Annotated in this window: 18 protein-coding genes; 6 read left to right on the top strand and 12 right to left on the bottom strand. The window is 60.5% G+C overall.

Translation table 11 applies throughout. The annotated features are described in order from the left end of the window. Nucleotides 1–3: 3 nt before the first annotated feature. Nucleotides 4–3,573, bottom strand: a complete 3,570-nt coding sequence (locus ABD653_RS11820; protein WP_160778859.1) for a hydantoinase B/oxoprolinase family protein — start codon at nucleotides 3,571–3,573, stop codon at nucleotides 4–6. 125 nt (nucleotides 3,574–3,698) lie between these two features. Between ABD653_RS11820 and ABD653_RS11815 the strand changes: the two genes are divergently transcribed. Then, nucleotides 3,699–4,862 carry a glutathione S-transferase family protein gene (locus ABD653_RS11815; RefSeq protein WP_160778858.1) on the top strand — a complete coding sequence of 388 codons (1,164 nt, stop codon included), beginning with the start codon at nucleotides 3,699–3,701 and terminating at the stop codon, nucleotides 4,860–4,862. A gap of 13 nt (nucleotides 4,863–4,875) precedes the next feature. Here the strand turns inward: ABD653_RS11815 and ABD653_RS11810 are convergent, their stop codons facing one another. Beyond that, nucleotides 4,876–5,559 (bottom strand): glutathione S-transferase family protein, encoded by a 684-nt coding sequence (locus ABD653_RS11810; RefSeq protein WP_160778857.1) that lies wholly within the window; start codon nucleotides 5,557–5,559, stop codon nucleotides 4,876–4,878. Between the two features lie 95 nt (nucleotides 5,560–5,654). Between ABD653_RS11810 and ABD653_RS11805 the strand changes: the two genes are divergently transcribed. Together ABD653_RS11805 and ABD653_RS11800 are read left to right on the top strand one after the other, a co-directional pair. Then, entirely contained in the window at nucleotides 5,655–6,290 is a 636-nt protein-coding gene (locus tag ABD653_RS11805) for a glutathione S-transferase family protein (RefSeq protein ID WP_160778856.1), read from the top strand. Nucleotides 6,291–6,329: 39 nt separating this feature from the next. After that, nucleotides 6,330–7,319 carry a glutathione S-transferase N-terminal domain-containing protein gene (locus ABD653_RS11800; RefSeq protein WP_160778855.1) on the top strand — a complete coding sequence of 330 codons (990 nt, stop codon included), beginning with the start codon at nucleotides 6,330–6,332 and terminating at the stop codon, nucleotides 7,317–7,319. A 30-nt stretch (nucleotides 7,320–7,349) separates the two neighbouring features. Here ABD653_RS11800 and ABD653_RS11795 read toward each other — a convergent pair whose 3' ends face one another. Then, nucleotides 7,350–9,221, bottom strand: coding sequence for an ABC-F family ATP-binding cassette domain-containing protein (locus tag ABD653_RS11795; protein ID WP_160778854.1), 1,872 nt, complete (start codon nucleotides 9,219–9,221; stop codon nucleotides 7,350–7,352). A 107-nt stretch (nucleotides 9,222–9,328) separates the two neighbouring features. On the opposite strand from ABD653_RS11795, the gene ABD653_RS11790 reads away from it, so the two are divergent. Then, nucleotides 9,329–9,589, top strand: coding sequence for a hypothetical protein (locus ABD653_RS11790; protein ID WP_160778853.1), 261 nt, complete (start codon nucleotides 9,329–9,331; stop codon nucleotides 9,587–9,589). 5 nt (nucleotides 9,590–9,594) lie between these two features. Further along, a complete protein-coding gene (locus tag ABD653_RS11785) occupies nucleotides 9,595–10,758 on the top strand; it encodes a cupin domain-containing protein (RefSeq protein WP_160778852.1) in 1,164 nt (387 codons plus the stop codon). On the opposite strand, the gene ABD653_RS11780 is transcribed toward ABD653_RS11785, so the two are convergent. The 4 genes from ABD653_RS11780 to ABD653_RS11765 are packed head-to-tail and all read right to left on the bottom strand — an operon-like array spanning nucleotide 10,759 to nucleotide 13,092. Then, nucleotides 10,759–11,310 (bottom strand): pseudouridine synthase, encoded by a 552-nt coding sequence (locus tag ABD653_RS11780; RefSeq protein WP_160778851.1) that lies wholly within the window; start codon nucleotides 11,308–11,310, stop codon nucleotides 10,759–10,761. Further along, nucleotides 11,307–11,723, bottom strand: a complete 417-nt coding sequence (locus ABD653_RS11775; protein WP_160778850.1) for a DUF6691 family protein — start codon at nucleotides 11,721–11,723, stop codon at nucleotides 11,307–11,309. Before ABD653_RS11775 ends, ABD653_RS11780 begins: the two co-directional genes overlap by 4 nt. Continuing rightward, on the bottom strand, nucleotides 11,720–12,169 hold the full coding sequence (locus ABD653_RS11770; RefSeq protein ID WP_160778849.1) for a YeeE/YedE family protein: 450 nt from the start codon (nucleotides 12,167–12,169) through the stop codon (nucleotides 11,720–11,722). Before ABD653_RS11770 ends, ABD653_RS11775 begins: the two co-directional genes overlap by 4 nt. Further along, the gene (locus ABD653_RS11765) at nucleotides 12,166–13,092 is read right to left on the bottom strand and encodes an MBL fold metallo-hydrolase (protein ID WP_160778848.1); all 927 of its coding nucleotides are present in this window, start codon (nucleotides 13,090–13,092) and stop codon (nucleotides 12,166–12,168) included. The genes ABD653_RS11770 and ABD653_RS11765 overlap by 4 nt, the downstream gene beginning before the upstream one ends. A 275-nt stretch (nucleotides 13,093–13,367) precedes the next feature. On the opposite strand from ABD653_RS11765, the gene ABD653_RS11760 reads away from it, so the two are divergent. Next, nucleotides 13,368–13,913, top strand: coding sequence for a tyrosine-type recombinase/integrase (locus ABD653_RS11760; RefSeq protein ID WP_160778847.1), 546 nt, complete (start codon nucleotides 13,368–13,370; stop codon nucleotides 13,911–13,913). A 285-nt stretch (nucleotides 13,914–14,198) separates the two neighbouring features. Here the strand turns inward: ABD653_RS11760 and ABD653_RS11755 are convergent, their stop codons facing one another. From ABD653_RS11755 to ABD653_RS11735, 5 genes are read right to left on the bottom strand one after another with little or no spacing between them, the layout of a single operon-like run. After that, entirely contained in the window at nucleotides 14,199–15,230 is a 1,032-nt protein-coding gene (locus ABD653_RS11755) for a sugar kinase (RefSeq protein WP_160778846.1), read from the bottom strand. Between the two features lie 16 nt (nucleotides 15,231–15,246). Beyond that, nucleotides 15,247–15,891: a bifunctional 4-hydroxy-2-oxoglutarate aldolase/2-dehydro-3-deoxy-phosphogluconate aldolase gene (locus ABD653_RS11750; RefSeq protein ID WP_199801099.1), complete on the bottom strand. Its 645-nt coding sequence runs from the start codon at nucleotides 15,889–15,891 to the stop codon at nucleotides 15,247–15,249. 18 nt (nucleotides 15,892–15,909) lie between these two features. Then, nucleotides 15,910–16,665 (bottom strand): SDR family NAD(P)-dependent oxidoreductase, encoded by a 756-nt coding sequence (locus ABD653_RS11745; RefSeq protein ID WP_160778845.1) that lies wholly within the window; start codon nucleotides 16,663–16,665, stop codon nucleotides 15,910–15,912. 31 nt (nucleotides 16,666–16,696) lie between these two features. After that, the gene (locus ABD653_RS11740; protein ID WP_160778844.1) at nucleotides 16,697–17,971 is read right to left on the bottom strand and encodes an MFS transporter; all 1,275 of its coding nucleotides are present in this window, start codon (nucleotides 17,969–17,971) and stop codon (nucleotides 16,697–16,699) included. 2 nt (nucleotides 17,972–17,973) lie between these two features. Then, nucleotides 17,974–18,336 (bottom strand): cupin domain-containing protein, encoded by a 363-nt coding sequence (locus ABD653_RS11735; protein WP_160778843.1) that lies wholly within the window; start codon nucleotides 18,334–18,336, stop codon nucleotides 17,974–17,976. Nucleotide 18,337 lies beyond the last annotated feature (1 nt).

Here is an 18,337-nt window from a genome sequence, read left to right as displayed (position 1 = left end):
TCTCTAGTCCGGCATTGTCCCGAACCCGCCCCCGCCCGGCGTCTGTATCACGAATGCATCCCCGGGTTGCATGTCAGCCGACGCGGTACCGCTCAAATCTTCGCGCGAGCCGTCTGCCCGCTCGACCCAATTGCGGCCGGGCAAGGCATTGCCCCCGCCGCCAATCCCGCGCGGAGCGACCTCGCGCCGGTTCGCCAGAATATTGGCCCGCATCGCCTGCAAGAACGTCACTTTGCGCTCCACGCCATCTCCGCCAGAGAATTGCCCTGCGCCGCCCGATCCTGCCCGGATGGCAAAACGGTCAAGCCGGACAGGAAGGCGGCTTTCGAAAATTTCGGGGTCGGTCAGGCGGCTGTTGGTCATATGGGTCTGGACCGCGCTGGTGCCGTCATGATCGGGACCGGCTCCCGATCCCCCGGAGATGGTTTCGTAATATTGGTATTCGTCATTGCCGAAGGTGAAATTGTTCATCGTGCCTTGCGACGGGGCCAGCTCTCCGGTCGCTGCAAACAGGGCATCGGTGACCACCTGGCTGGTTTCGACATTGCCCGCCACCACAGCCGCTGGCGGCACGGGATTGAGCATCGAGCCGTCTGGTACCACCAGCTCGATCGGGCGCAAGCACCCGTCATTCATCGGGATTGCATCATCGATCAGGGTCCGCACGACATATAGCGCGGCAGCACGCGTGATCGAGCGCGGGGCATTGAAATTGTTGGTTTGCTGGGCGCTGGTGCCGGTAAAATCGAACACCGCTGATCGTCCGGATCGATCAATGGTGATTGCGACATGCACCTGCGCGCCATTGTCCATCGCATAGGTGAAGGCGCCATCCTCCAGCCGGTCGAGGAGGCGCCGGACCGACTCCTCCGCATTGGCGAGCACGTGGCCCATATAGGCGGCGATCACATCGGCGCCCTGTTCCCGGGCTGCCTGCACCAGCAATTCCTTACCCCGCGTGCAGGCCGCGATCTGGGCGCGCAGATCGGACAGATTGCGGTCCGGCTTGCGCGCTGGCCACGCGCCGCCAGCCAGCGCGGCGCGAATCCCGGCCTCGCAGAAGCGCCCTTCGTCAACCAGCAACAAATTGTCGAGCAGCACGCCTTCTTCTTCGATTGTCTTGCTTTCGGGTGGCATGGAGCCCGGCGCAATTCCGCCAATATCGGCATGGTGGCCACGGGCTGCGACGAAAGCGTCCGGTCGCGTGCTCTCCGCCCCGTAGAATACCGGCACGATGACTGTGATGTCGGGAAGATGGGTTCCCCCGCGATAGGGATCGTTCAGGACATAGGCATCGCCGCGTTTCAACCCGCGACCATCCAGCGGGTTACCATCTGCCCCGGGCCCACGCGTCTCAAGGACACGCCTGATCGAATCCCCCATACTGCCAAGATGAACCGGGATATGCGGCGCATTGGCGATCAGCGCGCCTTCGGCATCGAACAGCGCGCAGGAGAAATCGAGCCGCTCCTTGATATTCACCGAAGTCGCTGTCGATTGGAGGACCACGCCCATTTCCTCGGCGATGGTCATGAACTGGTTGTTGAAGATCTCGAGCCGGATCGGATCGACTTCAACGCCGCTTGCCCTCTGGCTCGGCCGGGCCACTGCGCGGGTCAGAACCAGGCTCCCCTCTTCGGCAAGCTGCGCCTGCCAGCCCTCCTCCACGACGGTAGTGGAGCCGCTGTCGATCACTAGTGCAGGCCCCGCGAGCATCTGGCCAACGGTCAGGTCCGCACGCTCGATCGCGGTCCAGCTGCCGGTCGGGACTTCACCCGAATGGCTGGGCCGTGCCTGCATCCCCGCCAAACCGCCTACAATGCCGGTGGCCTCCACGCTCAACGCTTCGACGATGATCGGTGCTGTATCATCGCTATAGCCGAAACGTGTGCGATGGCCCGCACGGAAGGCGGCATCCATCGCGAGCCCATCGGTGCAGTCGAGCGTCAGCGTGCTGTCGCTGCCTTCGAACCTCAGGCGCGCGCGCGGGATTAACCGGATCGCGTCGTCCGGGATAGCTTGCTCCAGCAGAGCAGTTCGCGCGGCAGCTTCGAGCTCAGCCAGTTGCGCTGAGAAGTCACTCTCCAGAGGCTGGACCAGGCTCCGTTCCCGAATGGCCTTCACCGGAGCAAGACCGATACCATAGGCTGACAGGACGCTGGCGAGCGGGTGGACCAGAACCGTTTCGATCCCCAATTGATCAGCCACGCGCGCAGCATGTTGTCCACCTGCACCACCGAAACAGGCCAAGGCATATTCAGTTACGTCATGGCCACGCGCGACACTGACCTTACGGATCGCGTTGGCCATGTTGTCGACTGCGATCGCGAGGAACCCCTCTGCGATCGCCTCCAGCGCCATCGGTTCATCGAGCGAAGCGGCGATTTCCTTCAGGCGCGCCTCCGATGCCGCCGGATCAAGCGGTTGCTGCCCGTCATCGCCGAAGACATGGGGGAAGAATGCCGGATCGATCCTTCCCAAGAACAAATTGCAATCCGTCACCGCCAGCGGCCCGCCTTTGCCGTAACAAGCAGGTCCAGGATTCGCCCCGGCGCTTTCCGGGCCGACCCGGAACCGTCGTCCGTCGAAACGACAGATCGATCCGCCACCCGCCGCCACGGTATGAATCTGCATCGCTGGCGCAGCGACCCGGACACCGGCGATCACTTCCTCTGCGGTCAGCTCGTATTCGCCGGCATAATGGGCGACATCGGTGCTTGTCCCGCCCATGTCGAAACCGATCACGTGATTATGGCCAAGCGGAGCAGATGCCGCGACCATGCCTACCACGCCGCCCGCCGGGCCGGAAAGGATGGCGTCTTTGCCGCGAAAGGCATGCGCTTCGGCCAACCCGCCATTGGATTGCATGAAGGACAGGCGTGACTGGCCGGGCAGGTTGGCTTGCAATCCGTCGATATACCGGCGGATCACGGGTGACAGATAAGCGTCGACCACAGTCGTATCGCCGCGCGGAACCAACTTGATCAGCGGAGACACCTCGTGACTGACGCTGACTTGTGCGAAGCCGAGGTCCCTCGCGATGGCGGCAACCTGCTGCTCATGCTCGGGATATTTCCAGCCATGCAACAATACTATGGCAAGCGCATCGAAACCGGCGGCCTTCAGCTGCGCCAGCTGTTCGCGCGCAGCCCCATGGTCAAGCTCGTGCAACACTTCGCCATCGGCTCCGACCCGCTCGCCGATCTCGATGACCTGTTCGGGCAATTGTTCGGGCAAGACGATATTGCGGGCGAAAATTTCGGGCCGGGCCTGCGTCCCGATCCGCAAGGCATCGGCAAAGCCGGCAGTTATGGCCAGCGCGAGGCGCTCGCCCTTGCGTTCAAGCAAGGCATTGGTGGCAACCGTAGTGCCAATCCTGACATCTGTGATCGGCCCCTCGCCATGTTCGGCAAGAAGGCGGCGCACCCCTTCGCTGGCAGCGTCGGCATAGCGACCGGGATCTTCGGAGAGCAGTTTGTGCGTGACGATCTGCCCGTCCGGCGTAGTCGCAACGACATCGGTGAAGGTACCACCACGATCAATCGCGAAGCGCCAGGATGTCGTGGAACTCATTGCTCTGGCCTAGGCAATTGCGGGCAGGAAATAAACACCGGCGATTCCAAGGCTTGTCCAGGCGCATGCGAGAACTAAGGATGCCAAAACCGCAACTCAACGGGGCCTGCGCCCGGGAATCCGCAATGACTGACACTTATACGCTCTATGGCATGGCTGCCTCGCTCTACACCGCGCGGGTGCGATCCTACATGCGCATCAACGCTGTCCCCTTCACAGAGGTGAAAGCCGGGAGCGAAGAGTTTCTGGGCCAGATCGTACCTGCGATCGGGCGCTGGATGATCCCGGTGATCAAGACCCCCGACGGGGCCATCATCCAGGACGGCGCCGACATCATTGATCACCTGGATAGCCAGGGATTCAGCAAGCACCCCCTCTATCCCGACCAACCCGCCTTGTTGGTGATCGCACATCTGTTCGAACTGTTTGGAGCGCAGGGCTTGTTGCGCCCGGCGATGCACTACCGGTGGAATTTCGATGATGTGAACCTGCCCTTCATCCGTGACACATTTCGCGATGTCTTGCCGACGGGCTTGCCGCCAGAGGCGGAAGAAAAAGCCTTCCTGCAGGCCAGTGGCCGCATGCGCGCTGCCACCCTTGCCCTGGGCGCGAAAGAAGATGTCCACGCCCAGATCGAGCACAGCTACGCCCGGTTCCTCGCGCTGATGAACACGCATCTCGACCGCTATCCCTTCCTGCTAGGCGGTCATCCGACACTAGCCGATTATGGTTTGATCGGCGCCATGTATGCCCATCTCGGCCGCGATCCCGCGCCCTTGCAACTGATGCAGACAACCGCACCGCGCGTGTTCCGCTGGGTCGAGCGGATGAATATGGCCGAGACATTTGTGGACGGGGCCCAGGCGGAATCGGGCCACGAACTGTTCGAGGGCACTGCGTTGCCGGACAGCCTCGTTGCCCTGCTTGGCTTCATTGCGGAGGACTATCTGCCGGAGATCAACGCGCACATCGAATTCGCCAATGCATGGCTTGATAACCACCCGATACAGGCTGATATCAATGCGGCCAACCAGGAAACGGCGCGGCCTGCCATGGGCTTTGCGTCATTCACCTGGCGCGAAACGCAAATCGACAGCGTGGTCATTCCCTATCGCTTTTATCTTTTGCACAGGCTGCAGGATGCCTTCGACCGTCAGTCTGCGAATGATCAGGCCGCAATAAGGGAGACATTTGCCGCTGCAGGCCTCGAACCGCTGCTGACCAAGCGCACGAAGCGGCGTCTGGTGCGCAAGGACAGTCAGGAAATCTGGGGTTATATGGTGGGCTAGGCGGCCCACCCGTTCAGGTCTGGACGTTGTTCCGGGCGCGTTCGGCGAACTTCTTCGTCGCTTCCTCGTCCTTCAGGGCATTTTCCGAAACGATCGGGATCTGCACCCCCTGGCGCAGCGAGGGGCGTTGTTTCATAATATCCAGCCAGCGATCGAGATTGTCCAACCCATCGCGAGATACACCTGACCAGCGATAGGTCCGGACCCAGCACCAATTGGCAATATCCGCGATCGAGAATTCGTCTCCCAGCCACTCGCTCTCGCCCAGTCGCCGGTCAAGCACTTCGAACAGGCGGCGCGATTCATTCTGGTAGCGGCTGATCGCGGTCGGGATCTTCTCGGGCAGGTAACGGTGGAACACGTTGGCTTGGCCCATCATCGGGCCAACGCCCCCCATCTGGAACATCAGCCACGACATCACCCGCGCCCGCGCCTTGCTCTCGGTCGGCAGCAAACGGCCGGTCTTCTCTGCCAGATAGACCATGATGGCACCGGATTCGAACACCGCCAGATCATCATTCTCGCGATCGACGATCACCGGGATCCGCCCATTCGGGTTCATCGCCAGAAAGCTCTCACGTTTCTGGTCACCGGCTGAAAGATCAATGGCGTGAACCGTGTAGGGCAGCCCCAATTCCTCAAGCGTGCAGGACGCCTTGTGACCGTTGGGTGTAGGCGAGGTGTAGAGATCGATCATCAGTGGTGCATCCCGAGAGCCGTGCTTGTCTTGCAAAAGTAGCAGTGCAATATCACCCCAGCAATGCTGCCTGATATGTGCCGGAGCGCCTCATCATGACCCTGACATTCTACGACTGCAAAACAGCGCCAAGTCCGCGCCGGGCCCGGATTATCCTGGCCGAGAAAGATGTGCCGCATGATGTGGTCGAAATCGACCTGCGCAAGGGCGAGCAAATGGGCGCAGAATTTCTGGCCATCAATCCGAATGCCACTGTCCCGGCGCTGAAGCTGGAAGATGGCACCGTGTTGACCGACAACGCCGGTATCGCCGTGTGGCTGGAAGAGACTTTTCCCGAGCCGCCAATGATGGGCACCACAGCACTGGAAAAGTCAGAAATTGCGACCTGGCAATGGAAGGTTGAGCAGGAGTTCGGCATGGGCGTTGCCAGCGCTTTGCGCAATTCCACCCCGGCGATGAAAGGCCGCGCCCTGCCCGGACCACATAATTACGAACAGATTCCTGCCCTGGCCGAGCGTGGCATGCAGCAGATCGGGCATTTCTTCGACAAGCTGGAACGCCATTTGGCAGGCAAGGATTTTGTCGCGGCAAACCAGCTTTCGGTCGCCGATGTGACCGCCTTCGTGTTTATGGATTTCGCCAAGATTGTGCGTCTGCAGCCGGGTGAAGAGTGCACGAATATTGCCCGCTGGCGCGACAGCCTCCGGCAACGCCCGGCCTTTCAGCTGTGATACAATCGTAGCATCTACACCGAGGTGAGGACGGCATCCATGTATACACTCCACGGCGCACTTGCCTCGCCCTATTCGATGAAGATGCGCGCGTTGCTGCGCTATCGGCGGATCACGCACATCTGGGCGCATGGAGCATCGGCCCGGGACGCGCAATCGCAGGTCCGCGCGCCCGTTATTCCGGTGTTGGAATACCCCGATGGCAGCTTTGCCAATGATTCAACTCCGCTGATCTATGATCTTGAACGGCGACACACGGGCCGGTCCGTGATCCCTGACGATCCCGGCCAGGCATTCCTCGCGCACCTGATCGAGGATTTCGCCGACGAGTGGCTGACCAAGGCTATGTTCGGATATCGCTGGCTGGAGGATGTCGACCAGATCCAGATGAGCCATTGGCTGGCCTTCGATGCTTTCAAGGGCGGCGGCCTGGACACAATCGAGAGCTTCGCGAGTACCTTCCGCGAGCGCCAGGTCGGGCGCATGGCACTGGTCGGCTGCACGCGGGAGAACTTTGCCCTGATCGAGGCGTCCACACGTCGGCTACTGCGCGCGTTGGAGGACCATGTAGTGAACCAGCATTGGTTCTTCGGCACCCGTCCTTCGCTGGCCGAGTTCGGTATCTATGGCCAATTCTCGCAGCTCGGCGTGGACCCGACGGCGCAGACCATGATGCGGGCCGAGTTCCCGGACACCTATCGCTGGTTGCTGCATGTCGATGATGCGTCCGATATCGAAGGCGCATGGAGCGCACCGGTTGAGCCAGCCCCGCCAGTGGTCGAGGCGTTTCTGTCAGAGGTCGGCCGGGTCTATGTCCCCTTCCTGCAAGCCAATGCGGCAGCGGCGCAAGCGGGTAAGGAAACCTTCCGCTTCGAAGTGGATGGCCTGCCCTACGAGCAGGGTACCTTCAAATACCAGCTTAAATGCCTGGCTGATCTTCGGCAGCGGTTTGCCGCATTGCCGGACGAAACCCGCGAGCGAATTGTTCCTTTGCTGAACGCGACCGGATGTCGCGAGTTTCTCGGCTGAAATCTGACTGCAGCAGCCGGGTTAGCCAGATCAATCGCCCCCGACGGCTTCCAGCGCCTCGCCTAGCGAAAGCCATTCGGCTTCTGCTTCATCAAGCTGCTCCGACAGTTTCGCCCGTTGCGCCAACAGGTCACTCATAGGCTGCTCGGCAAGGCGCGGGGCAGCGTTGGCAGGCTCGTACATGGCCTGATCGATTGCGCTGCGGTCTGATTGCAGTTTGGCCATCACCGTCTCGACCCGCTTCACATCGGCACGCAAGCTGCGGATCTTCGCGCGATCCTTGGAAGAGCTTCCGCGCTTGCCCTTGTGCGGCTTGGCAGAGCTTTCCTTCTTCGGCTGGTTCAGGCCGAGCACGAAGTCGATATAATCTTCCATGCTGCCGGCATATTCCTTGGCCGTCCCGCCATCGACCAGCACCAGCCGGTCCGCGGTCAGTTCGACCATGTGCCGGTCATGGCTGATCAGAATTACCGAGCCCGAATAGGCGTTAAGGGCCTGGACCAGCGCCTCGCGCGCATCGACATCGAGATGGTTGGTCGGCTCGTCCAGGATCAGCAAATGCGGCGCGTCGCGGGTAATGAGGGCCAGCGCCAGGCGGGCGCGTTCCCCGCCAGACAGTTTCGCCACCTTTTGCGTTGCGCGATTGCCGGAGAATCCGAACCGGCCCAGTTGCTCGCGCACGGCACCTGGCGGCTTACCCTGCATGGCCCGGGTCATATGCTCCAGCGGAGTATCGTCTCCGGCCAGTTCCTCCACCTGGTACTGGGTGAAATAGCCGACCTTCATCTTCCCCGGCGCGTTCACCTCGCCTTCCATCAGCGGAAGCTGGGCTGCCAACAGCCGCGCAAGCGTGGTCTTGCCGTTACCGTTCCGGCCCAACAGCGCGATCCGGTCATCCGGTTCGATCCGCAAGCTCACCCGTTTGAGCACGGGCACATCGGGCGTGTAGCCAACGGCGGCCATGTCCATCGTGATCATGGGCGGCTTCAGCGCAGCAGGATTGGGGAAATCGAAACTAAGCGAGGGGTCTTCCATCAAAGCTGCGATCGGTTGCATTTTGGCGAGCATTTTCGCCCGCGATTGCGCCTGTTTGGCGGTCGAAGCGCGTGCGCTGTTGCGCGCGACATAATCCTGCAGTTTGGCGCGCTGGGCCTCCTGCGATGCTCTTGCAGCTTCCAACTGTGCTGCCCGCTCGGCACGTTGCTTTTCAAAGCTGTCATAGCCGCCGGGATACAAGGTCAGCCGGCCGCCCTGCAGGTGCAGGATATGATCGGCCACCTTGTTCAGAAGATCGCGCTCATGGCTGATAACCAGCAGGGTTGCCGGATAGCTCTTGAGGAAGTTCTCCAGCCACAAGGTCGCCTCGAGATCGAGGTGGTTGGACGGCTCATCCAGCAAGAGCACATCCGGCTGCGAAAACAACAAAGCCCCCAGCGCCACACGCATCTTCCACCCGCCAGAGAAGCTGTCGAGCGGTTGGCGCTGCATGCCTTCGTCAAAGCCGAGGCCTGTGAGAATACGCGCCGCCCGCGACGGGGCGCTGTAGGCATCGATGGCCAGCAGGCGATCATGGACATCGCCCAGACGATCCATGTCGGTGCAGTTTTCCGATTCCTCCAGCAATTGCGCACGCTCGACATCGGCCGCCAGTACAACCTCTTCCGGCGTGATAGAACCGCTGGGCGCCTCCTGCGCGATATAGCCCAGACGGACCTTCGATGACCGCGTGATCGCGCCTTCGTCAGGCTCAATCTCGCCGATCAGCGCCTTCATCAATGTCGACTTGCCCGCACCATTGCGGCCGATCAGCCCGACCCGCGCGCCATGCGGGATCGAAGCACTGGCGTGCTCCAGAATCGGTTGGCCGCCGAGCCGGACAGTAACATCATCAATCGTGAGCATAGCGGGCGCCCCTAGCAACTCTGGCCGCTATGCCCAATGGCCTTGATGCCGGAGCGGCAAACCGTTTGCAGGCTTGCATCATCGCGCCAGAGGTTTAGCGCCGCCCGATGGACATGGAACATCTGTTGCAGCGCTATTTCGGAACAACCGACCTGAGCGAAGTGCAAGTTGACGCGATCCCGGCGGCGACCGAGAGAATGCTGGTTGACTTCGGGCTGGAAAAGGATCCGGGCCAGCGCTTCGTTCTGTGGAGCTTGCTCTACATGCTCGATGCCGCGCCAGATCTGGACATCGCCTTCAAGGATGAGACAGAGCGCGAGGCTGCGCGCAATTTCATGGATATGGTCGCCGCGTCGGGACAGGAATAGCCACTGTGACGACGGGATTAGATAGCTTTGATCCAGCGGAATTCCTGCGCGACTATTGGCAAAAGAAGCCGCTGCTGATCCGCAAGGCCTGGGCCGATTGGCACAATCCGATGGAGCCGGACGAACTGGCCGGCCTGGCCTGTGAGGCGCCGGTGGAATCGCGGCTGGTGACCGGGCCAGCCAATGGCCTAAGCGTGGAACATGGCCCTTTGCCTGAAGACCGCTTTGACAGGCTGGGTCAGGAGCCGTGGACCTTGCTGGTACAGGCGGTGGATCATCACGTGCCAGAAGTTGCCGCGCTGATCGAACCGTTCCGGTTCGTCCCCAATTGGCGGATCGACGACATCATGGTCAGCTATGCCACCGATGGCGGCGGTGTCGGCGCGCATTTTGACCAGTATGACGTGTTCCTGATTCAGGGTCTGGGCCAGCGCCGGTGGGAGCTGGGGCCTCTGTGCTCCGACGAAACGCCCCTTCTTCCCCATGCCGACCTGCAACTCCTCGCCGAATTCGAGGCCGGCGACAGCTGGGTGCTGGAGCCAGGAGATATGCTCTATGTGCCGCCCGGTGTTGCGCATCGGGGCACCGCAATCGGCCATGATTGCATGACCTATTCGGTGGGGTTCCGCGCGCCCTCGCGTGAGGACCTGATCGAGGGGTGGAGCGAAGACGTGCTCGCCGGCCTATCGCAAGCCGATCGATACGGTGACCCGGACCTGGCCGCGCAGGACAACCCCGGAGAGATTACCGGTCTCGCGCTATCCCGGCTTCATGCGATGGTGACAGAGCGCCTGTCCGACAAACGCGCCTTTGCACGCTGGTTCGGCAAATATGCGACGGCACCCAAGAACGATATTGTCGATTGGGGGCCCGACGAAGCCGTGAGCGCAAGCGAAGTTGAGCAGGCCCTAAGAGCCGGAGCCGCCCTCGTCCGGAATCCGGCCAGCCGGTTCGCCTACGTCCGGCAGGACCAGGGATTGATACTGCTCATGGTGGACGGAGAGGCGCATGAGTGTGCGGGTGATACCGTGGCCTTTGCCGAGGCGCTGTGCGCGCAGCCCTATATTGCCATCGATGCGAGCCAGAGTGCATCGCAATCGACGCAGGGCTTGATCCGCACACTGATCAATCAGGGCTGCATTGCCTTTGACGGCGAACACGGCAGCTAGTCAGGGGGCAGCACTTTCGCGCCAACTGCCCGGCTCCAAACCTTCGAGGGTCCAATCGCCAATGGCCCAACGGACGAGCCGCAAGGTCGGGTGTCCGACGGCTGCTGTCATCCTGCGCACCTGACGGTTCTTCCCCTCGCGGATGGTCAGCTTGATCCAACTATCGGGAATAGACTTGCGCACCCTGATCGGAGGATCACGGGGCCACAATTGCGGATCAGCAATGAGGTCCACCTCTGCGGGACGCGTGAGCCCGTCCTTGAGGCGAACGCCCCTGCGTAGCTGTTCCAGAGCTTCCGGAGCGGGTTCGCCCTCAACCTGCGCGAGATACGTCTTGGGCAGCTTGAAGCGCGGATCGGCGATTTGCGCCTGCAGCTTCCCGTCATCGCACAACAGCAGCAAACCCTCACTGTCGCGATCCAGCCGGCCAGCCGGATAGACGCCCGGCACGTCGATGAAATTCGACAGGGTCTGTCGCTGCGTCGGGCTTCCCCGGTCGGTGAATTGGGACAACACGCCGTGCGGCTTGTTGAACAAGATGACGCGCGTCATGCCCCTTCGATCAGCCTGACGAGGCCCATACCGGCCAGCATGGCGACCACGAAGATCGCCGCCGATGCCGGTTCGATCACCAGTGCGGCGACCCCTGGGCCCGGGCACAGGCCGGCGACGCCCCAACCGATGCCGAACAGCGCGGCCCCGCCGATCAGGCGCGGGGTCAGTTCAGTCCGATTGGGCAGTGCGAATTTTTCGGCAAATAGCGGCGCAGCCATGCGCGGCTGGAATCGCCAGGCAAGTGCCATCACGATCACCGCGCCGCCCATCACGAAAGCAAGCGTGGGATCCCAGTCGCCGAACAGATCCAGAAATCCGCGGACGCGGGCGGGGTCGGTCATGCCGCCCAGCGCCAGACCGGCGCCGAACAAAGTGCCGGAGGCAAGCGGAGGAAGAATGCGCTTGATCATGGCAGCACCTCCAGTCCGGCTGCATTCATCGCGGCAACTGTGGCGATGCCTGCGGCCATGAAAGTGAGCGTGGCAACAATGGAACGCTGCGACAGGCGGCTAACGCCGCAGACGCCGTGACCGCTAGTACAGCCGCTGCCCAGCCGCGTGCCGATGCCCACCAGCAAGCCTGCGATGGCGAGAACCCACGGGTTGGCAAAGCTCGCCTCAAGCCCTCCTGAAAGCATCACCACGACCAGCGCGCCCAGCGGCAGCCCGAGCAGGAACATCCATGCGCTAGAGCCGGACATACCGCCCGAGCTGAGACCCGTGGCGCGCGCGGCAATGCCAGAAACGCCTGCGATCCTTCCGGCCCCCAGCAACATCAGCGCAGCCGCGAGCCCGATCAGAATGCCGCCGCCCAGCCCAGCAAGCGGAGCCGCTTCGGGAAAACCTGGCAAGGTCATACCGCGTTCACCGGGATCTTGATGTAGCTGACGCCATTATCCTCCGGCTCCGGCAAGTGTCCCCCGCGGATATTGACCTGTACCGACGGCATAATCAGCTTCGGCATATCCAGCGCCTTGTCCCGCTCAGTTCGCATGGTGACAAAATCCTCTTCGCTGACCCCATCCTTGACATGGATGTTCTCGCGCCGTTGCTGGCCGACGGTGGTTTCCCACGCATAATCATCACGGCCCGGTGCCTTGTAATCGTGGCACAGAAACAAGCGCGTTTCGTCCGGCAAAGAGAGCAGGCGACGGATCGACTGGAACAGTTGCCGTGCGTCACCACCCGGAAAATCCGCCCGCGCGGTGCCGAAATCGGGCATGAAAATCGTATCACCTACAAATGCCGCGTCGCCGATGATGAACGCCATATCGGCGGGCGTATGGCCCGGCACATGCAGAGCAATGCCCGTGATATCGCCGAGTGCGAACCTTTCGCCATCGGTGAACAGATGGTCGAACTGCGATCCGTCACGCTCGAAATCTGTGCCCGCGTTGAACAACTTGCCAAACACTTCCTGCACCCGGACAATCTCTGCCCCGATCGCGAGTTTGCCGCCCAGTTTCTCCTGCAAATAGGGCGCGGCCGAGATATGATCGGCATGGGCATGCGTCTCGATCAGCCAAACGACTGTCAGATCATGCGATTTCACATATTCGATGATGCGATCAGCCGAGCCGTAGGATGTCCGCCCTGACGCCGCCTGATAGTCGAGCACAGAGTCGACAATAGCCGCCTCGCCCGTCGCCGGATCATGCACGACGTAGCTGACGGTGTTGGTCGCTTCGTCAAAAAAGCCCGCGATGGAAGGGCGGAGCGCCTTACGCGCGCGAGCATCATTGATTTGACCCGTTGCCACCGAGATAGCGGAGTCCGGCATCGCAAACCTCCTTCGATTACATGGCCAATGTAGTGACCGGGAAGAGATTATCCAATCCTTGTCGCCGGGCTGACATCAAGCATCTTCTTCGCAAACCAGCGCAAATGGTCACTAACCACCAAGGGACCAAGCGAAGACAATATGAGGGACGAGGTGCGCCAGACAGGCGAGTGACAGGGGATGTCGGCGGTCTGCCCAACCCCCATTTGATTCCTATGTGCTCCCAGTTCCAACGCAAATAGGCCCCGCTGGAAACAGCGAGGCCTATTTGTTGAATGATTTCAATAAGACGGTGGTTGCGGGAGTTGGAGAAGGAACGGATCGAGCTGCCTTCAGCGATTGCCGCTATCCGGCTATTGCTGTTCACTGGCTGTCGACTTGGTGAAATCCTCAAGCTTCGATGGGAACATGTCGACCTCCCGGACCACGCACTGAGGCTCCCCGATTCAAAGACTGGTGCCAAAGTCGTCCATCTTGGTTCAGCCGCAATCTCCGTCCTTCAGTCGATCGACAAAGTTGACGGAAATCCCTTTGTCATTGTCGGACGCAATCCTGGGGCGCACCTCACTGACCTCCAGCCGTTCTGGCAGCGGCTGCGCGGGCGGGCGGGCCTCAAGGACGCGCGCATCCACGACCTTAGGTATACGTTTGCTTCGGTTGCCGTGAGCAATGGCCAAAGCCTACCGATGATTGGCAAGCTACTCGGACACACACAGGTTCAAATGACAGCACGATATGCGCACCTTGCCAACCAGCCGGTCCTCAAGGCTGCCAACGATGTGTCAGCGCTAATCGACGAACAATTGATGAGGCAGACCTGAGGCCCTGCGGTCCCAAACGAAACATGGGACCGACGAACGTCTGTTTTGCGTCCCCAATCCAGACCTTGCCGTTCGAGATCCTCATTCCTGAAAGCGGGCTCTCAAACGCCAAAATTGCGCAGATCCGAGCTCGCGGCGACGATCATGTCAGTTCGAGCGCTCAGCCAAATCGGTCCGTAATCAAAAGGGGCGAATCGGCCGCCTCTTGATCCGTTCAATTGGGTAGCAGCGGCCAAAAGCGATAATCTGCCAAATCTGGTGCGAGAAAGGACCGGGAGATTTAGTCTATCGCTGGACGCGGCCTGAACCATCGCCTGACATTAGCTTTTCGACTTCCGGCACAGTCACGCGGTTGAAATCGCCCAGGATCGAATGCTTGAGGCAGCTTGCGGCGACTGCAAATTCGAGCGATTGCTGACGGTCTTCGTAAGCATTGAGGCCATAGATGAGTGCGGATGCAAAGCTGTCGCCGCCGCCCACACGGTCGACGATGTCGGTCAGCTCGTAGCGGTGCGAAAGCTTGAAGCCACCCTCGCGAGTGCGCAGGCAGGCGGACCAGTTATTGCGATCTGCGCTGAGACTTTCGCGAAGGGTTATCGCGATGGTGCTCATACCCGGATAGATATCGAGCACCTTCTGCGAGAGCGCTTCATATTTGGCCGTGTCGAGCTCACCCGATTCCACATCGACATCAACAGAGATGTCGAGAGACTTCTGGCAGTCTTCTTCGTTGGCGATGCCGACATCGACATATTTCACCAGCTCGCGCATGACCTCGGGCGCAGTTTTGCCATACTTCCAGAGCTTGCCCCGGAAATTGAAGTCGCACGAAACGGTCACGCCTGCCTCTTGCGCCGCTTTGACGCATTCCAGGCTCAGGTCTGCGGCGGATTGGCTGAGAGCAGGCGTTATCCCGGTGATATGCAACCACTTTGCACCATTGAAAACCTGGGCCCAGTCGAAGTCGCCCGGCCCGGCATCACAGATCGAGGAACGCGCCCGATCGTAAACCACTTTGGATGGGCGTTGGTTGGAGCCGGTTTCCAGGAAATAGATGCCGACCCGATCCCCGCTCCGGCGGACGTGAGCGGTGTCGACGCCGAACTTCCACAGTTCGCGGATCGCCGCCTCGCCGATGTCATTGTCCGGCAATGCGCTCACGAACCCAGCATTCAGACCATAATTGCTCAGGGCAACGGCGACGTTGGCTTCACCACCGCCGAAGGTCGCCTCGAAGGTTGGTGATTGGAAGAAACGTTCATGCCCTGACGTCTTGAGACGCAGCATGATTTCACCAAAAGACAGGAATTCAGCCATGAGGGGGACCTTTCGTTCAGCGAGCGGCTTGAGCGATCGCAACCGCCTCGCGCGCCAATTGGGTTACCTGGGAGTAGTCGCCAGCCGCGACCGCGTCCTTGGGAGTGAGCCAGCTGCCGCCACAGGCGATCACGCTCGGTAACCCGAGGAATTCGCCAAGGTTCTGGGCCGAAACACCGCCAGTCGGCATAAAGCGCATTTCCCCAAATACAGAGCCAAGCGCTTTCAGCATGGGAACTCCGCCTGCCAGGCTGGCAGGGAAGAACTTCACTGCACGCAGGCCAAGCGCATAGGCGCGTTGCACTTCGCCAGCTGTCATCGTGCCGGGATAAACTGGTACGCCTTCGGCGAAACAATGCGTTACGATCTCGTCGACCAGACCGGGGCAGACAATGAACTGCGCTCCGGCATCCAGGACCGATTTCGCCTGGTCGATTGTCAAGACCGTCCCGGCACCGACGATCAGGCCATCGGTTTCAGCCAGGATCGCCTCCATGCACGCCTGCGCAGCATCGCTGCGCAGGACGACCTCGATCACAGTCAAGCCGCCGGCCTGCAGAGCTTTCGCGGTCTCGACAGCCTCGGCCGGACTATCCGATCCGATCAGTGGAACGATCGGGGCCGCTGCAAGACGCTTTTCAATTTCCGACTGGATATTCATGGCATCAATCGCACCTGGTCAGGAGTAAGCCAGGCCGCCATTGATATCGATATTCGCGCCATTGATGAACGATGCTTCATCAGAGGCGAGATAGGCGACGAGATCGGCCGTTTCCTCCGCCTTGCCCTGCCGCTTGAGCGGGGTGGAATTGGCGACATTCTCGCGCGCTGCATCGGGCGTGAACTTGTCATGGAAGGCCGTAGCAATCATGCCCGGGCACAGGGCATTGGTGCGGATGCCCTTGGGGCCAAGTTCCTTGGCCATGGCACGGGTGAAGGTCATCACGGCACCCTTCGAAGTTGCGTAAGCCGAAGCGCCGCCTCCGCCGCCATCCCGGCCGGCCAGCGAGGCAAGATTTACGATCGCGCCACCGGCGCCCATGTGCGGGGCAACTGCCTTGGTTGCGAGGAAGGTCGAAGTGATATTGAGCTGCATGACGAAGTTGAAGAACTCTTCATCCATCTCTTCCAGTGTTTTGCGAGCAACGAGGCCGCCCGCATTGTTGACGAGGACATGGATCGCATCGCCGAATTCGGCGCGGGCCTTCGCAACCAAGGCATCGACATCAGCCGCTTTGGTCACGTCTGCTTTGACCTTGATACCTTTGCCTCCGCCAGAGGCTGCAATTGCTGCCAGAGTCGCATCTGCATCTTCTTCATTGCTGTTGTAATTCACGACGACGTTCGCGCCTTCGCTAGCCAGTTTGACGCTGATTGCGCGCCCAATGTCGCGGCTTCCGCCGGTTACGATCGCGGTTTTGCCTGCAAATTTCATAGTCTGGGTCCCATTGCTTGAACGAAGTAAATCAGGAAGTTTTGGATTTGAGTGGCTTGATCTCAGGGCACAGGATCAAGACAGAAAGCACGGTCATGATTGCCAGGCCTGCACCGACAATAAACGCAGGTACGTAGCTGTTGATCGTGATGATCGGGATCAGGAAATTGAGCAGAACCACAGCGAGCTTGGCTGCAGTTCCGGCGAAACCTGCCAGCGATCCCACCGACTTGCCACTGTAGAAGTCGCTCGGCAGCGTCTGGATATTGCCAACCGCGGTCTGGAAGCCGAACAGGATGATCGCCATGAGCAAGACCGCGAACAGAGGCGTAGATGCCTGAGTGGTGGCAAGCAGTGAAATGAGCATAATCAACCCGCCCAGCGCGATCACCGATTTGCGCGTGCGATTGACGCTCCATCCCGCCTTGATCCGGTTTCCGGCCAGCAATCCGCCAAACCAGGCACCTAGCATTGCGCCGACATAGGGCACCCACGAATAGAGCGCGATCTCTTCAACGCCGAAACCATAAGTCTCGTTCAGATAGAGCGGGAGCCAACCCACAAAGAGCCACCAGATCGGATCGAGGAAGAAGCTGGCGAGGATGACGCCCCAGCTTTCCTTGCGACTGAGGATTTCCTTTGTGTCTGGCGCGTATTCGGCGACCTCGTTGGTGTCCTGGTTGCGCTGGCCGGTCAGGATGAACTGACGCTCCTCCTCGGTGATCCAAGGGTGTGCGTCCGGGCCGCTTTTGTAGACAATCAACCACGGTATGAGCCACAGGAAGCCCAGCGCGCCAATCGCGATGAAGGTCGCTTGCCAGCTACCCAGCCAGACGAACAGCAAGCCAATAATTGGCGCTGAAACGATACCGCCGATGGCGGCGCCTGAATTGAAGATACCCTGGGCGAGGGCCCGCTCATCGATCGGAAACCACTCGGCGTTGGCCTTGGTCGCACCTGGCCAGTTGCCGGCTTCTGAAACACCCAAGACCGCGCGAAAGACTGCGAAACTCAGCAAGCCTTGCGCAAAAGCATGCAGGATCGTCGCGGCCGACCACACCACAATCGAGAGCACAAATCCCAGCCGGACACCGATCCAGTCAAAGATCTTGCCAAAGAGGGTCTGACCGAATGCATAGGCGAAGGTGAAGACGTTGAGAATAATGGCATAATCCGTCTTGGTCATGCCGAGGTCTTCGGAGATTTCGGGCCACAAAAAGCCCAACGCTCCGCGATCAATGTAATTGATAATGGTCGCAAGCGCGACCAGCATTACAATCACATAGCGTAATTTACCCTTGAACATGGTCAGGCCCCCTCGCTCAGAAAATCTTCACGCAGCGGGCTGAATGTGTCGATCAGGACACCCGGCTCGAGGCAAACCGCACCATGATCGAGGTGCGGCGCGATATAGAAGCTGTCGCCTGCGCCCAGCACGCGCTTCTCGCCATCAATGAAGACTTCGAATTGCCCGCTTTCGACATAGGTCGACTGGCTGTGGGGATGCGCATGCACCTCACCGACCGCGCCCTTTTCGAACCAGACCCGAACGATCATGATTTCAGGGCCATATCCGAGGATCTGTCGCGTGATGCCACCGCCGAGACCTTCGCGCGGAACATCGGCTGCAGCAACAAACGCAGAGCTGCTCGACCTTGCCAAACTCGCCATA

It is taken from the genome of Parerythrobacter jejuensis (genome assembly GCF_039536765.1).
GTDB lineage: Bacteria > Pseudomonadota > Alphaproteobacteria > Sphingomonadales > Sphingomonadaceae > Parerythrobacter > Parerythrobacter jejuensis.
Note: the sequence above shows the minus strand (reverse complement) of the source record. Positions and strands in the feature narration are given on the sequence as shown.

Bases quoted from the DNA above. Each gene is read 5' to 3' on its own strand.
- ABD653_RS11770 (WP_160778849.1), bottom strand. From the start codon at position 12,169: ATGACCTTGCCAGGTTTTCCCGAAGCGGCTCCGCTTGCTGGGCTGGGC.
- ABD653_RS11735 (WP_160778843.1), bottom strand. From the start codon at position 18,336: ATGGCGAGTTTGGCAAGGTCGAGCAGCTCTGCGTTTGTTGCTGCAGCC.
- ABD653_RS11820 (WP_160778859.1), bottom strand. From the start codon at position 3,573: ATGAGTTCCACGACATCCTGGCGCTTCGCGATTGATCGTGGTGGTACC.
- ABD653_RS11755 (WP_160778846.1), bottom strand. From the start codon at position 15,230: ATGGCTGAATTCCTGTCTTTTGGTGAAATCATGCTGCGTCTCAAGACG.
- ABD653_RS11810 (WP_160778857.1), bottom strand. From the start codon at position 5,559: ATGATCGATCTCTACACCTCGCCTACACCCAACGGTCACAAGGCGTCC.
- ABD653_RS11800 (WP_160778855.1), top strand. From the start codon at position 6,330: ATGTATACACTCCACGGCGCACTTGCCTCGCCCTATTCGATGAAGATG.
- ABD653_RS11775 (WP_160778850.1), bottom strand. From the start codon at position 11,723: ATGATCAAGCGCATTCTTCCTCCGCTTGCCTCCGGCACTTTGTTCGGC.
- ABD653_RS11790 (WP_160778853.1), top strand. From the start codon at position 9,329: ATGGACATGGAACATCTGTTGCAGCGCTATTTCGGAACAACCGACCTG.
- ABD653_RS11750 (WP_199801099.1), bottom strand. From the start codon at position 15,891: ATGAATATCCAGTCGGAAATTGAAAAGCGTCTTGCAGCGGCCCCGATC.
- ABD653_RS11740 (WP_160778844.1), bottom strand. From the start codon at position 17,971: ATGTTCAAGGGTAAATTACGCTATGTGATTGTAATGCTGGTCGCGCTT.
- ABD653_RS11805 (WP_160778856.1), top strand. From the start codon at position 5,655: ATGACCCTGACATTCTACGACTGCAAAACAGCGCCAAGTCCGCGCCGG.
- ABD653_RS11765 (WP_160778848.1), bottom strand. From the start codon at position 13,092: ATGCCGGACTCCGCTATCTCGGTGGCAACGGGTCAAATCAATGATGCT.
- ABD653_RS11745 (WP_160778845.1), bottom strand. From the start codon at position 16,665: ATGAAATTTGCAGGCAAAACCGCGATCGTAACCGGCGGAAGCCGCGAC.
- ABD653_RS11760 (WP_160778847.1), top strand. From the start codon at position 13,368: ATGATTTCAATAAGACGGTGGTTGCGGGAGTTGGAGAAGGAACGGATC.
- ABD653_RS11795 (WP_160778854.1), bottom strand. From the start codon at position 9,221: ATGCTCACGATTGATGATGTTACTGTCCGGCTCGGCGGCCAACCGATT.
- ABD653_RS11815 (WP_160778858.1), top strand. From the start codon at position 3,699: ATGACTGACACTTATACGCTCTATGGCATGGCTGCCTCGCTCTACACC.
- ABD653_RS11780 (WP_160778851.1), bottom strand. From the start codon at position 11,310: ATGACGCGCGTCATCTTGTTCAACAAGCCGCACGGCGTGTTGTCCCAA.